Below are 13,353 nucleotides of genomic sequence, written 5' to 3'. Positions count from 1 at the left end.
CGCGGCGGAACGCCAGGCTGCCGCGCGGTCCCCCGACTCAGACCTCAGATCTCGAACCCTGAATTCAGACTCCTGCGTGCTGCCTCTCGTGCGCCAGCAGCGTCGCCTTGCACTCCAGGCCGTAGAGGAAGTTCTTGCTGGAGCCGTCGCTGCGCACGATGCGGTGGCAGGGCACGAACAGCGCGATCGCGTTCGACGCGCACGCCGACCCCGCCGCCCGGACCGCGGCGGGGTTCCCCGCCGTGGCCGCGAGCTCGGTGTAGCTGATGGTGTCGCCGGCCTTGACCGCGCGCATCGCGTCCCACGCCGCGGTCCGGAACGGCCCGGTCGCGCGGTAGGCGATGGCCACGTCGTCGAGCGCGGCCAGATCGCCGCCGAAGTACGCCGCGACCCGCTCCGCCACCGGCTCGTGCGCGCCCTCCTCGGGGACCGGCGCGCTCAGCATGCCGGCGAGGAAGGCCGGATCGTCGGTGAAGCCGGCGGCGTGGACGGTGTCATCGGCGTCGGCGAGCACGGTGAACGGACCGGCCGGCGTCGGGATGGTGGTGTAACTCAGGGTGCTCACTGTTCGGTTCCTTCGGTTGCTTCGATGACGGGGTCGCCGGAACTGGCCCACAAGTGCAGCGCGGCATAGGCGCGCCAGGGACGCCAGCTCTCGGCGTGGGCCAGCAGGGCCTTCTCGGCGCCCGGCAGCCCCAGGCGTTCGGCCTGGCGGCGCACGATCAGGTCGCCGACGGGGAAGGCATCGGGGTCGCCGAACACGCGCAGCGCGACATAGTCGGCGGTCCACGGACCGATACCGGGCACGGCCAGCAGCTTCGCCCGCGCCTCGGTCCGGTCGACGCCGCGGTCCAGGGCGAGGTCGCCACTCGCGACGGCGGTGGCCAGCGCGCGCAGGGTCGCCACGGTGCGGCGGGTGAGACCGAGTCCTTCGTAGTCGCCGGCGGCCAGGGTCTCGGGGCGCGGGAAGGGGAGGAGGTCCGCTTTCTTGTCGACAAAGTGACTTGCCGGGGCGGCTTCCGGGTCCGAGTCCTTATCCGGGTCGCGCGTCGCACCAGACGCTGCTGCCAGCGCCGACGTAGCTGTCGGCGAGCCGCTGACCGCAGGGGACACCGCTGGAAGGGCCGCGTTCGGCACCAGTGCCGCTTCCGCCGCCAGCTCGACGGCGCTGAAGCGCTGGACCAGGCGTGCGGTCATGGTGCGTGCGGCAGCGACGCTGATCTGCTGTCCGAGCACGGCGCGCACCGCGATCTCGAAGCCGTCCACCGCACCGGGCACGCGCAGCCCGGGTCGGGCGGCGACCAGGGGCGCCAGTGCCGGGTCGCCGGCCAGGACTGCGTCGACCTGCGCCGGGTCGGCGTCGAGGTCGAGGAGGTCGCGGCAGCGGCGGACGGCTACGGCCACGTCGCGCAGGTCGTCGACCACCAGGCGGGCGTGGACCACGCCCTTGTCGTCGCGCAGTTCCACCTGGCCGGTGCCGTGGGGGAGGCGGAGTGCGCGGCGGTAGACCAGGTCGCGGCCGGTGCCGACGACCTCGTCGACGCCGGGGATCGCGCGGTCGCCGAACCAGCCGAGCAGTGCTGCGAAGTCGAACGGGGTCCGGTACGTCAACCGCAGGGTCAGCGCGCCGTCTCCTTCCACCGCGCTGCCGGCGAGCTCGGCGGCTGCCGCTCCGCTGCCGAAGCGGACGCGGATCTCGCTCGGGGTGGCGCCGAAGGCTTCGCGGACCGAGTCGTTGAACTGGCGGATCGAGCCGTAGCCGGCGGCGAAGGCGACGTCCGAGACCGGCAGCGCCGTCGACTCCAGGAGCAGGCGCGCGGTCTGGGCGCGGCGGGAGCGGGCCAGGGTCAGCGGTCCGACGCCGAGTTCGGCGACCAGGACCCGGTGCAGGTGCCGTTCGCTCACCGCCAGGGTGCGGGCCAGCGCGGCGACGCCGTCCTGCTGGTCGGCCGCTCCGTCGGCGATCAGGCGCAGCGCGCGCCCGGCCAGGTCGGCGCGGATGTTCCAGTCCGGCGAGCCCGGGACCTTGTCCGGGCGGCAGCGGCGGCAGGTCCGGAAGCCGGCGGCCTCGGCGGCCGCGGCGACCCGGAAGAAGCGCACGTTCTCCGGCTTGGGCGTGCGGGCCGGGCAGATCGGCCGGCAGTAGACGCCGGTCGTGGTCACGCCGGTGAAGAAACGGCCGTCGAACCGCGTGTCACGGCTGGCCACCGCCCGGTAGTACGTATCGAAGTCGTCCAGAAGCGCTGTCTCGGGCATAGTTCGAGTGTCGCTCAGCCAGCTGTGCGCTACTAGCGGGATTCGGACCAGACCGTCAGCGGCGCGCCGCAGTCGCGTGGAACGCCTGGTCGCGCCAGTACAGGAACGAGGACTCCGGGTCCCCGGTGTACGACCACGGCACGCGCATCGCGTGCGAGCCGATCGCGTCGAACAAAGCCCGCGTCTCGTCGGTGTCGACCAGGCCCGAGTACACCATGGCGTGCAGCAGGTAGTTCCGGTCCAGGTCGGCTTGGGCGTGCGGCTCTATCGCCGATCCCAGCCAGCTGCGCAGGACCCGGTCCACGTCCGCGGTGACCAGGTCGCGCGACCAGTGTGCCTGCGGCGAAGACTGGCGCGGCCGGGTTACTCCGAGGTTCGCCGTCCGGTACACCTCCGCGTGAGCCACCAAGGGGAGTGCGGCCAGGGGCGATCCCGGCGGGGCTTCCCCGGCGAGCCAATAGGCGAAGTCGTACATCTCCTCGTGCGAGCCGCACCACGCGCCGAACAGGTACATCAGCGCCTCGTGCTGGCCGTCGCGGTTGAAGGCGTCGCGCCCGCGCATCTGCTGCCAGCGGTGCCAGAACTCGTCGTGGCCGGTGCGGCGCCCGCGGTCGGCGGCGCGCGCCAGGGTCAGCATGACCACCCACGGCGTCGGGTCCTGCGGCGCCATCTCGGCAGCGTGCGTGCACAGGTCCAGGGCCTCGGCGGCGGTCTCGTGGTACCCGGTGCCGCCGGCCAGCGACCCGCGCAGCGCGCGGACGGTCTCCACCTGGGCCCGGAGAAGGGCGGCGTCCGGATTCACCGGTTCGAGGACCTGCCAGCGTTCCACCCACGAGGAGTTCGCCACCGCTTCGGCGAGCACGCGCACCCGGTGGCTGCGCCGGTCCCACTGCGGTCCTTCCAGGGCTCTGCGGGTCTCCGCCAGGACGTCGCGCGCCGGTCCCCAATCCCCGGACGCCAGCGCGTCCCGTGCCTCGGCCAGCGCCAGATCGCTCAGCGCCGGGTCCATATTCACCCGGAGGACGTCGTTCCGGGTCTTGGCTGCCATATCGGCACGGTAACCCCCTCACGGCGAATAGGGGAGAGTCTTTACGCGCTGTTGAAGGCGTGTGCGAAGAGCCAAACGGCGAGCGATCACGCTCGAGCCGGATATCCTCGCAGGACAGAAGTGTCCGTCCCAGCGGAATTCGTTCGGCGAGACACCATTACCCGATCGAACACAAGGAGCACCCCGTGATCTGGCGTATGTCGTCGCTGTTCCTGCGAACCCTGCGCGAGGACCCGGCGGACGCCGAGGTCCCGAGCCACAAGCTCTTGGTCCGTGGTGGATACGTCCGCCGGGTCGCTCCGGGCATCTACTCCTGGCTGCCCTTGGGCAAGCAGGTGCTGGAGAACGTCACCCGCGTCGTCCGCGAGGAGATGGACCGCATGGGCGGGCAGGAGGTCCAGTTCCCCGCGCTGCTGCCCCGCGAGTACTACGAGGCGACCGGCCGCTGGACCGAGTACGGCGACAACCTCTTCCGCCTCCAGGACCGCCGCGGCAACGACTACCTCCTCGGCCCGACGCACGAGGAGATGTTCACCGACATGGTCAAGAGCGAGGTGTCGTCCTACAAGGACCTGCCGGTCACGCTCTACCAGATCCAGACCAAGTACCGCGACGAGGCGCGTCCGCGCGCCGGCATCCTGCGCGGCCGGGAGTTCCTGATGAAGGACTCGTACTCCTTCGACCTGGACGACGACGGCCTGAAGCACTCCTACGCCGAGCACCGCGACACCTACATCCGGATCTTCGACCGCCTCGGCATCAAGTACAAGATCGTCTCGGCGGTGTCCGGCGCGATGGGCGGCTCGGCCTCCGAGGAGTTCCTCGCCACCGCGCCGACCGGCGAGGACACCTACGTCGCGTGCCACAACTGCGGCTACGCGGCCAACGTCGAGGCCGTCGAGACCGCCGTCGCCGCGCCGCAGGACGCCGCCGCGCAGCCCGCGCTGCGCGTCCTGGACACTCCCGACACCCCGACCATCGACTCCCTGGTCACCGTGGTGAGCGCCTTGGGCATCGAGATCACGGCGAAGGACACGCTGAAGAACGTCGTGGTCAAGGTCCGCTACCCCGGCGTGAAGGAGCCCAAGGTCCTGATCGTCGGGCTGCCCGGCGACCGCGAGGTGGACCTCAAGCGCCTGGAGGCCGCGGTGGCGCCCGGCGAGGTCGAGATGTTCGAGGCGGAGGACTTCGCCAAGCACCCCAAGCTGGTCCGCGGGTACATCGGCCCGGTCGGGCTGAAGGAGGCCGGGTACGAGTACCTGGTCGACCCGCGCGTGGCCGTCGGCAGCGCCTGGGTGACCGGCGCCAACGAGGCCGGCAAGCACGTCGCCTACGCGGTGGCCGGCCGGGACTTCGACATCGAGGGCACCGTCGAGGCCGCCGAGGTGCGCGCCGGCGACGTCTGCCCGCGCTGCGCCCACGAGCTGTCCATCGACCGCGGCATCGAGATCGGCCACATCTTCCAGCTCGGCCGCAAGTACGCCGACGCCGCCAAGCTCGACGTCCTGGGCAAGGACGGCAAGCCGGTCCGGGTCACCATGGGCAGCTACGGCGTCGGCGTCTCGCGCGCCGTCGCGGTCCTGGCCGAGCAGCTGCACGACGAGCTCGGCCTGGTCTGGCCGCGCGAGGTGGCGCCCGCCGATGTGCACATCGTGGCCGCCGGCAAGGACCCGGCGATCTACGAGACCGCGAACCGCTACGCCGAGGAGCTCGGCGCGCGCGGCGTGCGGGTCCTGTACGACGACCGCGTGGGCAGCGTCTCGCCCGGCGTGAAGTTCAAGGACGCCGAGCTGATCGGCGTCCCGACCATCGTCGTGGTCGGCAGGAACCTCGCCGACGGCGTCGTGGAGGTCCGCGACCGGCAGACCGGCGAGAAGGCCGAAGTCGCGGTGCCGGACCTGGTGGAGCACGTGTACGCGCTGGCGCGCGGCTGAGCCGTCGGACGGCCGCCGGACCGCCGCCGCCGGGACCTCCCGGCGGCGGCGTGTCGATTCTGGCGACGCGCAATAATCACCACCATGGATGCACCGACCCCCGGCACCGTCATAGCCGAGCGTTACCGTCTGACCCAGGCCTCTGGGGTCCGGCAGCAGTGCGGTCGTCTGGGAGGCGCAGGACTCGAGCCTGGACCGGTTCGTCGCCGTGAAGCTCCTGCACGGCGGCGCGGCGGCGAACCCGGCGGGCCGTGAGCAGCTGCGGCGGGAGGCCCTGGCGCTGGCGCGGCTGTCGCATCCGCGCGTGACCACGGTCTTCGACTACATCGAGTGGCAGGACGGCGCCGGGGACTTCCAGCCGGTGCTGGTCACCGAGCTGCTGGCCGGGCTGAACCTGGAGGACCGGCTGGAGCAGGGCCCGCTGCTGGAGAACGACGCCCGGCTGGCGTGCGCGCAGCTGGCCAGTGCCCTGGAAGCGGTGCACCAGGTCGGGATCATCCACCGCGACCTGAAGCCCGGCAACGTCATGCTGATGTCCGACGGGGTCAAGCTCCTGGACTTCGGCATCGCGCAGGCCTCCTCCGACACCGACGCGCGCACCGGACTGGTGGTCGGGACGCCCGCGTGCATGGCGCCGGAGCAGCTGACCGGACGCGGCGCGCTGCCGGCCTCCGACGTCTACGCGCTCGGCTGCATCCTCTACTGGTGTGTCACCGGTCGCGCGCCGTTCGAGGGCGCGACGGTCGACGACGTGGTCAAGGCCCACCTGCACAAGCTTCCGCCGCCGCTGCCGACGGCCGGACTGCCGCCGCAGATAGCCGGGATCTACCGGCAGTGCATGGCGAAGGACCCCGCCGAGCGGCCCGCCGCGGCGACCGTGGCGGCGGTCCTGGAGCTGCGCGGCGCTCCGGCCGACCTCCCCGGCGTCGCGCGGCCGCCGGCGAACCGGACGGTGGTGATGCAGCCGTACGAGGCCGCTTCGCCGCCCTCCTATCTGGCCGCGCAGGAGCAGCCCACGTATATGGGCCCGCGCGTTCCCGCGCAGAGCGTCCCTCATGAGGACGACGACGGCGGGTCCTACCCGGCGCAGCCCACGTTCCCGGGCCCGCCGGCGCCGCGCCGCTGGAACTGGATCTGGATGCTGCTCGGGGCACTGGTCATCGCCTTCATCGCGGCGGCCACCACCGCGGTCTTCATGAAGGGCTCGCGGGCTGAGAAGCAGAGCACGTCCGCGCCTCCGCCGGGGATCACCGTCACCTCGACGCCGAGCGGGTCCGCGACCGGGCCCTCCGGCGCGGCGACGCCGAGCGGTCCGCCGTCCACCAGTGCGCCGGCGACCACGAACGCGCCGACTGCCGACCCGCGCAAGGACCCGATCGGCTATCTGGAGAGCATGCGCGGGCAGATCGACGGCTACATCGCGCAGGGTCCGGTCGTGATGGACCCCAACGCCGGGCGCGACATGCAGAACGCGCTGGCCGACATGGAGAACGCGGTGACGGTGGCCAAGCAGCACGACATGAAGGGCCGCTCCCTGAAGGACCTGCAGGACAAGACCGACAATCTCGCCTCGAGGCTCAACGCCGACCACAGTGGCGAGCTCGTCAACGATGTCACCGCCTCAGTGCTGGCCGGGGAGATCAACGCCTTCTCCAACGCGCTGGGCGGCAGCCACTGACGCGGCCTCGGCTCCGGGGTCAGTCCCGCTCGGGCAGACCCGGGAACGCCACCGAGGTTCCGCGCCACCGCACCGCGCGGACGGCGGCGTCCGTCAGCCATTCCAGTCCCGTGCGACGGGTGTCTCCGGACGAGGACTGGACGACGTCCGCATACGAGGCGCCGAGCCGTTCCTCCAACTGCGCCGCCAACCGCAGAGCGTCCGCCGCGGAGTTCACCGGGAACGGAATCGCATAAGCGGGCGCCGCGGCGACCGGCTTGTCGCCCTGCGCCTCGATCAGCCCTATGAGGATGTCGCGGCGTGCCCGATGGGTGTCGTAGGCGTTCCGCGCGGCGTTCTGTTGGGCGCCGACGAGGTGGACGGCCAGGACTCCGTATCCGTACACCGCCGCGTGCTCGTTGCCCAGAGCGGTCTGCAGCGCGCTCACGCGGAGCCTCCCAGGAGCAGGGCCGCGTGTCCGGACTCGGAGGCGGCGATGGAGGCCAGCAGCATGGCGGTCGCGCCGTCGGCGGCCAGGATGTCGGTGGTCCGGGCGCCGGCGGCGTCCTGCTCCGCGCCGGCCAGCACGGACACGGCGGTCTTGGCGTCGGTCGTCGCCGAGGGCGACCAGGTGGTGGCGCCGGGACTGGAAAGGGTCGGGGGGCTCGAGGGTGTCGAGGGGGAGGGCGCCGGTGTCGCCGAACCCGAAGAAGGGGTCGGTGTCGACGGCGGCGTATAGCCCTGCTTTATAGCGGTGACGTGGGCGGCGTGCTCCGCGCGGATCGCGGTGAGCTTCGCAGTCAGTGCGCTGTCGGCGGTGACGGAAGGCAGCGCCAGCGTCGCGTCATAGCGAGCGAGCAGGTCGGCCTCCGCGGCCAGGACGCGATCGCGCACCGGATCCGGCTGCCCGGCGGGGACCGGTTTGGCCGGAGAGCTCCCGGAACTGGCTTTTCCGGCCGGGGAAGCGCATCCGCCTAACAGCGCCACACCCGTCACAGCGAGCAGCGTGCGTCTCGTCGGCTTCACGGGCACCCAGGTCACCGGCAAAGTGTAGCGATCGGGGCGGCCGTGCCGACGGGAGCGCGCCCCGGTGCGGAACGGATACTGTGTTGGCTACGTAGTTGGCCCAAGGGTTGCCACCAGGCCAGCTCACGGACAGCGACAGCACGACGGACGACAACTGCACAAGGAGAACGATGAGCACCCCCCGAACCGGAGGCCCGGCGGACCGGTTGCAAGCGCTGCTGGAGCCGGTTGTGGCCGCCGCCGGCTACGACCTGGAGTCGGTCCGCGTCTCGCAGGTGGCCCGCCGGCGCCGTGTCGAGGTCGTCGTGGACGGCGACGACGGCGTGTCGCTCGACGCGGTCTCCGACATCACCCGGGTGGTCTCCGACGTGCTCGACGCCCCGGAGGGCGTGGCGGTCATGGGCGAGCAGCCCTACGTGCTGGAGGTCGGCTCCCCGGGCACCGACCGGCCGCTGACCCTGCCCAAGCACTGGCGCCGCGCCAAGGGACGGCTGGTGCGCGCCCTGCTGCGCAACGGCGGCGACGTCACCGGCCGTGTCCTGGACAGCGACGACGAGGGCGTGCTGCTCGAGGTCCCCGGCAAGAAGAAGGGGCAGACCGAGGAGCGCCGGCTGGAGTACTCCGAGGTCGCCAAGGCGCGCGTGGAGATCGAGTTCAACCGCAAGGACGCAGAGCCCGAGGACACTGCGGACGGCGAGGACACCGAAGACACCGAGGACTTCGAAGAGCTCGAGGACGAAGACCTCGAAGACGAGGACATCGACGAGGACGAGGAGGGCTGACGACCATGGACATCCCCACGAGTGCATTGCGCGACCTGGAGAAGGACCGCGGGATCCCCTTCGAGAAGCTGGTCGAGGACATCGAGGCGGCGCTGCTGATCGCCTACAAGCGCACCGACGGCGCGAAGACCCGGGCCCGGGTCCAGGTCGACCGGAGCAGCGGCCACGTCACCGTCTGGGCCGTGGAGGACATCGAGGACGGCAGCACCCGGGAGTACGACGACACCCCGAGCGAGTTCGGCCGTATCGCCTCCACCACCGCCAAGCAAGTGATCCTGCAGCGGCTGCGGGACCACGAGGACGAGCAGACCTTCGGGGAGTTCTCCGGCCGCAAGGGCGACCTGATCACCGGCGTGGTGCAGCAGGGCCGCGACCCGCGCGCGGTGCTGGTGAACATCGGCAAGATCGAGGGCACGCTCCCGGCCGCCGAGCAGGTCCCCGGCGAGGAGTACCGGCACGGCGAGCGCCTGAAGTGCTACGTCGTTGACGTCCGGCGCGGCCAGCGCGGTCCCCAGGTGACCCTCTCGCGCACCCACCCGGACCTGGTGCGCAAGCTCTTCGCGCTGGAGGTCCCGGAGATCGCCGAGGGCGCGGTGGAGATCACCGCGATCGCCCGCGAGGCCGGCCACCGCACCAAGATCGCGGTCCGCTCGCACCGCGCCGGCGTCAACGCCAAGGGCGCCTGCATCGGCCCGATGGGCGCGCGGGTCCGCAACGTGATGGCCGAACTGCACGGCGAGAAGATCGACATCGTCGACTGGTCCGAGGACCCGGCCGAGATGGTCGGCAACGCGCTGTCCCCGGCGCGCGTGTCGAAGGTCCAGGTCGTGGACCTGGACCAGCGCAGCGCCCGGGTCATCGTCCCGGACTTCCAGCTGTCGCTGGCCATCGGCAAGGAAGGCCAGAACGCGCGGCTGGCCGCGCGGCTGACCGGCTGGCGTATCGACATCCGCTCGGACGCGGAGCCGATCTCGGAGTAGCGCGGCAGCGCACGAGACGAAGCAGCGGATCAGGGCCCTCAGCGGGGCCCTTTTCCGTCGGGGCCGCAGCAAGGGGGTGATGGCCCCGTGATGGACTACGGCCCCGAGTGTCATTCGGTGACGCCGCCCGACCCGACCGGACTGTCTCCGCAGATCTATCCGTTCGGCGAGCGTCCGCTGCTGCTGGACGAGGTGATCTCAGACCGCCTTGACGACCGCCTCGGCGACGGCGACGTCCTGCTCCACCAGGCCGCCGGAGACGCCGACCGCGCCGATCACGGTGCCGTCGGCGGCGGCCAGCGGGAAGCCGCCGCCGAAGGAGACCAGGCCGCCGTTGCTGGTTTCGATCCCGTAGATAGGGCCGCCGGGCTGGGACATCTCGCCGAGGACGGAACTCGGCATCGGGAACAGGGCGGAGGTGCGCGCCTTGCGCTGCGCGATGTCGACGGAGCCCAGCCAAGCGCCGTCCATGCGCTGGAACTCCACGAGGTTCCCGGCGGGGTCGACGATCGCGATGCTCATGGCGACGCCGATCCCGGTGGCGGCCTCCCGGCCGGCGGCGACGATGCGGGCAGTGGTTTCGAGGTTCAGTGTGCTCATGGGCTCCAGGTTTGCCGCCGCCGCGCCGCACAACCAGAGCTCGGCTGTTCCTGGGGACGGCTGCCCCAGGAACGCGGCCGGCGGCAGTGCGATGCTGGACGCGTGAGCGAGCTGGGAGATTTTCTGAAGTCGAAGCGGTCGGCGGTCGCGCCGGAGTCCGTCGGGCTGCCCCCTGTGGGCAATCCGCGGCGGGTCAGCGGTCTGCGCCGCGAGGAGGTCGCGCAGCTCGCGGCGATGAGCGTGGACCACTACACGCGCCTGGAGCAGGGCCGGGTCACCACGGCGTCCGACAGCGTGCTGAACGGGATCGCCGCCGCGCTGCGGCTGACCGAGGCCGAGCGCTCCTACGTGCGGATTCTGGCGCAGCCGCCGGCGCGCTCCCGGGCTGAGTCCCCTTCCGGCGCGGAGGCGGTGAGCCCGCTGGTCCGCGATCTGCTCGGCGCCATGAAGGACACCCCGGTGCTGGTCATCGATCCGCGCGGGGACATCGTGGCCTGGAACGACCTCGCGGTCGCGCTGTACTTCGACTTCGCGGAGATGGCGCCCGCGGAGCGGAACATGATCCGGATGCTGTTCCTGGAGCCGCGGGTCCGGGGGATGCACCGCAACTGGGAAGAGGTCGCCGCGGCCAGCGTGGCGCGGATGCGGATGAGCGTCGGCTTGACGCCGGGGGACCGGCGGATGGCCGAGCTGGTCAGCGAGCTGCTGGAGCGGGACGCCGACTTCCGGCGCTGGTGGGGCGGGCACGAGGTGCTCGCCACCGACTCCTTCCGCAAGAGCTTCGACCATCCCGTGGTCGGCCGCCTGCTGCTGGACTGGCAGGCGCTGACGGTCGCGGCCGACCCGGACCTGACGCTGATCGTGTTCACCGCGCCGCCGGGGACCGCGACCGCGGATTCGTTGCGGATGCTCGCTTCGTGGGCCGCCGGCTGAGCGGGAGCGCGGGCTGAGCGGGAATCGCGGGCCAAGCTGGATCGTGGGCCGAGCGGGAATGCGGTTCGAGCCGGATCGCGGGCTGCGCAGTATCTCGGTTCGAATCGCATCGCGGGCTGAGCTGGATCGCGGGCCGAGCTGGATCGGCGGCCTGATTCGCATCGCGGACCGAGCGCGAGCAGACCGCGCGCGGCGGGCACCCCCTCGGTGCGCCGTGTGCGGTCTGCTCGGTAAGCCGTGACCTGTCAGCCCTTGCGGACTTTGTAGTGCAGGTGCGTGACCCGGTCGCCTTGGACGACCGCCGTCGGATCGTCGAGCAGCACCTTTCCGGTGAAGCCGCCGAAGAAGCGCTTCCCTGAGCCGAACACCACCGGCACCAGCGCGACGTCCAACTCGTCCACCAGGCCGGCCTCGAACGCCTGCCCGCCGACGTCGCCGCCGTTGAGCGACACGACCCGGTCCGGTCCGGCGACCTCCTTCGCCTGCGCGATCGCGCTCGCCACGCCGTCGGTCACGAAGGTGTAGGGGGCGGTGTCGATGAACTCCCAGTCCGTGGGAACGCTGTGCGTCACCACGAAGACCCGGTCCCCGGCGACCGGGACGCCGTCCCAGCCGTTGGTGATGTCGAACAGCCGGCGCCCGATGACCATCGCGCCGATCTGCGACCACTCCTGGGCGAGGTACTTCGCCGAGGCGGCCGAGGCCCGGAACGACGTGTGCCGGTTGCCCGCGTCGATCGGGGTGTCGCCCTTGAAGTAGAAGTCGTGCAGCGGATCGACCTGGTCGTCCTCGGTGGCGAAGAAGCCGTCGAGAGACACCGCGTCCGCCATGACCACCTTGCTCATCGCCGTCACACCCCTTCTGCCAGCAGTTCGGTCAGCCGCTCCATCGAGTCCTGGATCCCGTGCTTCATCCCGGAAGCCAGGGCGCCCTCGCGCGCCTCCATGGACGGGAACACCGAGCGCGTCGTCACCCGGGTCTTGCCGTCCACCTCGGAGAACCGGCAGATGTCGAGCTTCACCTCGTTCGGCACGCCCTCGAACTCGAAGGTCTGGATGATCAGCCGGTCCGCCTCGACGGTGTGGAACACGCCGCGGAACCCGGCGCGCACCTCGCCGAGATGGCCGCCGTGGTGCACGTAGCGGTAGCGGCCGCCGGGGCGGGCGTCGTACTCCTCGATGTCCATCTCCAGATCGCGCGGGCCCAGCCACCGCGCGACCAGCTTCGGCTCGGTGTACGCGCGGAACACCTGCGCCGGGGCGGCGTCGAAGTCGCGCGTGATGTCGAGGAACGGGGTGCCCTCGGGCGCCTCGATGATCGTGGGGTTCGGCTTGGATCCGGTGGGGGTGTCGGGGGTGGTGCTCATCGTTCTTCCTCCTCTTTCAGGGTTTCCAGGACCGCGTCGAGCTTGCGGAAGCGGCTCTCGGCGGCGAGCCGGTAGCCGTCGATCCAGCTCGTCAGCGCCTCCAGGGCCGAGGGGTCCAGGTGGCAGGGGCGCCGCTGGCCGTCCCGGCTGCGGGTGATCAGACCGGCGTCCTCCAGGACCCCGATGTGCCGCGAGACCGCTTGCTTGGTGATCGGGAAGAGGTCCGCGAGTTCGTTCACGGTGGCCTCGCCGCGGGACAACCGCGCCACGATGGCGCGGCGGACCGGATCACCCAGGGCGGTGAAGGCCCGGTCCAGGGCTTGTTCTTCGTCAACCATGATGTTAATCAACCATCTCGTTAATCAACCGATGTGTTGACTATAGGCACGCCGCCAACCGTCCGTCAACAACCCGGCGAACGTTGATGTGATCGGAGGCGCTAGACTGAGACGTGTCTAGCCAGACGGATGCTTCTGCACGCCCACCCGCATCGGCGCGATCTGTACCGATGCGCACTTGTGTGGGTTGCCGGGCAAAAGCGGCGAAGACGGAGCTGCTGCGTGTCGTGGCGGTCGAGGGCGCTGTCGTCCCCGACCTGCGAGGGCGGTCGCCCGGCCGTGGAGCACACCTCCACGTGGACCCGGGATGCCTGGCCCTCGCCGAGAAGCGGCGGGCGTTCCCGCGAGCGCTGCGGGTCGACGGTCCGTTGGAAACAACGGCGGTCCGCGCGTTGTTGGAAAGCAGCTGAAGCACGACATCCCTGTCCGCGTC

15 protein-coding genes are annotated in these 13,353 nt (G+C 71.3%); 6 read left to right on the top strand and 9 right to left on the bottom strand.

All coding sequences use genetic code 11. The features are described from left to right. Positions 1-64: 64 nt before the first annotated feature. From CACI_RS38335 to CACI_RS38325, 3 genes are read right to left on the bottom strand one after another with little or no spacing between them, the layout of a single operon-like run. Positions 65-565: a methylated-DNA--[protein]-cysteine S-methyltransferase gene (locus CACI_RS38335; protein ID WP_015796306.1), complete on the bottom strand. Its 501-nt coding sequence runs from the start codon at positions 563-565 to the stop codon at positions 65-67. Continuing rightward, on the bottom strand, positions 562-2,256 hold the full coding sequence (locus tag CACI_RS46680) for a DNA-3-methyladenine glycosylase 2 family protein (protein WP_015796305.1): 1,695 nt from the start codon (positions 2,254-2,256) through the stop codon (positions 562-564). The genes CACI_RS38335 and CACI_RS46680 overlap by 4 nt, the downstream gene beginning before the upstream one ends. Positions 2,257-2,311: 55 nt before the next feature. Further along, the gene (locus CACI_RS38325; RefSeq protein WP_015796304.1) at positions 2,312-3,304 is read right to left on the bottom strand and encodes a hypothetical protein; all 993 of its coding nucleotides are present in this window, start codon (positions 3,302-3,304) and stop codon (positions 2,312-2,314) included. Positions 3,305-3,489: 185 nt separating this feature from the next. Between CACI_RS38325 and CACI_RS38320 the strand changes: the two genes are divergently transcribed. Continuing rightward, complete coding sequence (locus CACI_RS38320) at positions 3,490-5,238, top strand: proline--tRNA ligase (RefSeq protein ID WP_015796303.1); 1,749 nt, start codon at positions 3,490-3,492, stop codon at positions 5,236-5,238. Between the two features lie 142 nt (positions 5,239-5,380). Beyond that, positions 5,381-6,916 carry a serine/threonine-protein kinase gene (locus tag CACI_RS53180; protein ID WP_083795961.1) on the top strand — a complete coding sequence of 512 codons (1,536 nt, stop codon included), beginning with the start codon at positions 5,381-5,383 and terminating at the stop codon, positions 6,914-6,916. A 19-nt stretch (positions 6,917-6,935) separates the two neighbouring features. On the opposite strand, the gene CACI_RS38310 is transcribed toward CACI_RS53180, so the two are convergent. Together CACI_RS38310 and CACI_RS38305 are read right to left on the bottom strand one after the other, a co-directional pair. Beyond that, positions 6,936-7,343 carry a ferritin-like domain-containing protein gene (locus tag CACI_RS38310; RefSeq protein WP_015796301.1) on the bottom strand — a complete coding sequence of 136 codons (408 nt, stop codon included), beginning with the start codon at positions 7,341-7,343 and terminating at the stop codon, positions 6,936-6,938. Next, the gene (locus tag CACI_RS38305; protein ID WP_049871853.1) at positions 7,340-7,789 is read right to left on the bottom strand and encodes a hypothetical protein; all 450 of its coding nucleotides are present in this window, start codon (positions 7,787-7,789) and stop codon (positions 7,340-7,342) included. The genes CACI_RS38310 and CACI_RS38305 overlap by 4 nt, the downstream gene beginning before the upstream one ends. Before the next feature lie 302 nt (positions 7,790-8,091). On the opposite strand from CACI_RS38305, the gene rimP reads away from it, so the two are divergent. Both rimP and nusA read left to right on the top strand, forming a co-directional pair. Further along, entirely contained in the window at positions 8,092-8,703 is a 612-nt protein-coding gene (rimP, locus tag CACI_RS38300; RefSeq protein ID WP_015796299.1) for a ribosome maturation factor RimP, read from the top strand. A 5-nt stretch (positions 8,704-8,708) separates the two neighbouring features. Continuing rightward, complete coding sequence (gene nusA, locus CACI_RS38295; protein WP_015796298.1) at positions 8,709-9,683, top strand: transcription termination factor NusA; 975 nt, start codon at positions 8,709-8,711, stop codon at positions 9,681-9,683. A 198-nt stretch (positions 9,684-9,881) separates the two neighbouring features. Here nusA and CACI_RS38290 read toward each other — a convergent pair whose 3' ends face one another. Beyond that, positions 9,882-10,283 (bottom strand): GlcG/HbpS family heme-binding protein, encoded by a 402-nt coding sequence (locus tag CACI_RS38290; protein ID WP_015796297.1) that lies wholly within the window; start codon positions 10,281-10,283, stop codon positions 9,882-9,884. Positions 10,284-10,385: 102 nt separating this feature from the next. Between CACI_RS38290 and CACI_RS38285 the strand changes: the two genes are divergently transcribed. Then, positions 10,386-11,216, top strand: a complete 831-nt coding sequence (locus CACI_RS38285) for a helix-turn-helix transcriptional regulator (RefSeq protein WP_015796296.1) — start codon at positions 10,386-10,388, stop codon at positions 11,214-11,216. Between the two features lie 245 nt (positions 11,217-11,461). On the opposite strand, the gene CACI_RS38280 is transcribed toward CACI_RS38285, so the two are convergent. Genes CACI_RS38280 through CACI_RS38270 form a run of 3 tightly spaced genes read right to left on the bottom strand, consistent with a single transcriptional unit; the run spans position 11,462 to position 12,920 of the window. Beyond that, complete coding sequence (locus CACI_RS38280; RefSeq protein ID WP_041543455.1) at positions 11,462-12,061, bottom strand: dihydrofolate reductase family protein; 600 nt, start codon at positions 12,059-12,061, stop codon at positions 11,462-11,464. A 5-nt stretch (positions 12,062-12,066) separates the two neighbouring features. Beyond that, complete coding sequence (locus CACI_RS38275; RefSeq protein ID WP_015796294.1) at positions 12,067-12,582, bottom strand: SRPBCC family protein; 516 nt, start codon at positions 12,580-12,582, stop codon at positions 12,067-12,069. Further along, positions 12,579-12,920: an ArsR/SmtB family transcription factor gene (locus tag CACI_RS38270; protein WP_015796293.1), complete on the bottom strand. Its 342-nt coding sequence runs from the start codon at positions 12,918-12,920 to the stop codon at positions 12,579-12,581. The genes CACI_RS38275 and CACI_RS38270 overlap by 4 nt, the downstream gene beginning before the upstream one ends. 170 nt (positions 12,921-13,090) lie before the next feature. Here CACI_RS38270 and CACI_RS48665 point away from each other — a divergent pair, with 170 nt between their 5' ends. After that, on the top strand, positions 13,091-13,330 hold the full coding sequence (locus tag CACI_RS48665) for a YlxR family protein (RefSeq protein WP_015796292.1): 240 nt from the start codon (positions 13,091-13,093) through the stop codon (positions 13,328-13,330). Positions 13,331-13,353: the final 23 nt, after the last annotated feature.

Origin of the sequence: Catenulispora acidiphila DSM 44928 (genome assembly GCF_000024025.1) — a bacterium.
GTDB classification, from domain to species: domain Bacteria; phylum Actinomycetota; class Actinomycetes; order Streptomycetales; family Catenulisporaceae; genus Catenulispora; species Catenulispora acidiphila.
The sequence above is the reverse complement of the archived record's forward strand: the minus strand, read 5'-3'. Positions and strand labels throughout refer to the sequence as shown.

Excerpts from the sequence above, each read along its gene's own strand:
- CACI_RS46680 (WP_015796305.1), bottom strand. The coding sequence starts at position 2,256 with ATGCCCGAGACAGCGCTTCTGGACGACTTCGATACGTACTACCGGGCG.
- CACI_RS38325 (WP_015796304.1), bottom strand. The coding sequence starts at position 3,304 with ATGGCAGCCAAGACCCGGAACGACGTCCTCCGGGTGAATATGGACCCG.
- rimP (WP_015796299.1), top strand. The coding sequence starts at position 8,092 with ATGAGCACCCCCCGAACCGGAGGCCCGGCGGACCGGTTGCAAGCGCTG.
- nusA (WP_015796298.1), top strand. The coding sequence starts at position 8,709 with ATGGACATCCCCACGAGTGCATTGCGCGACCTGGAGAAGGACCGCGGG.
- CACI_RS38290 (WP_015796297.1), bottom strand. The coding sequence starts at position 10,283 with ATGAGCACACTGAACCTCGAAACCACTGCCCGCATCGTCGCCGCCGGC.
- CACI_RS38280 (WP_041543455.1), bottom strand. The coding sequence starts at position 12,061 with ATGAGCAAGGTGGTCATGGCGGACGCGGTGTCTCTCGACGGCTTCTTC.
- CACI_RS38275 (WP_015796294.1), bottom strand. The coding sequence starts at position 12,582 with ATGAGCACCACCCCCGACACCCCCACCGGATCCAAGCCGAACCCCACG.
- CACI_RS38270 (WP_015796293.1), bottom strand. The coding sequence starts at position 12,920 with ATGGTTGACGAAGAACAAGCCCTGGACCGGGCCTTCACCGCCCTGGGT.
- CACI_RS48665 (WP_015796292.1), top strand. The coding sequence starts at position 13,091 with ATGCGCACTTGTGTGGGTTGCCGGGCAAAAGCGGCGAAGACGGAGCTG.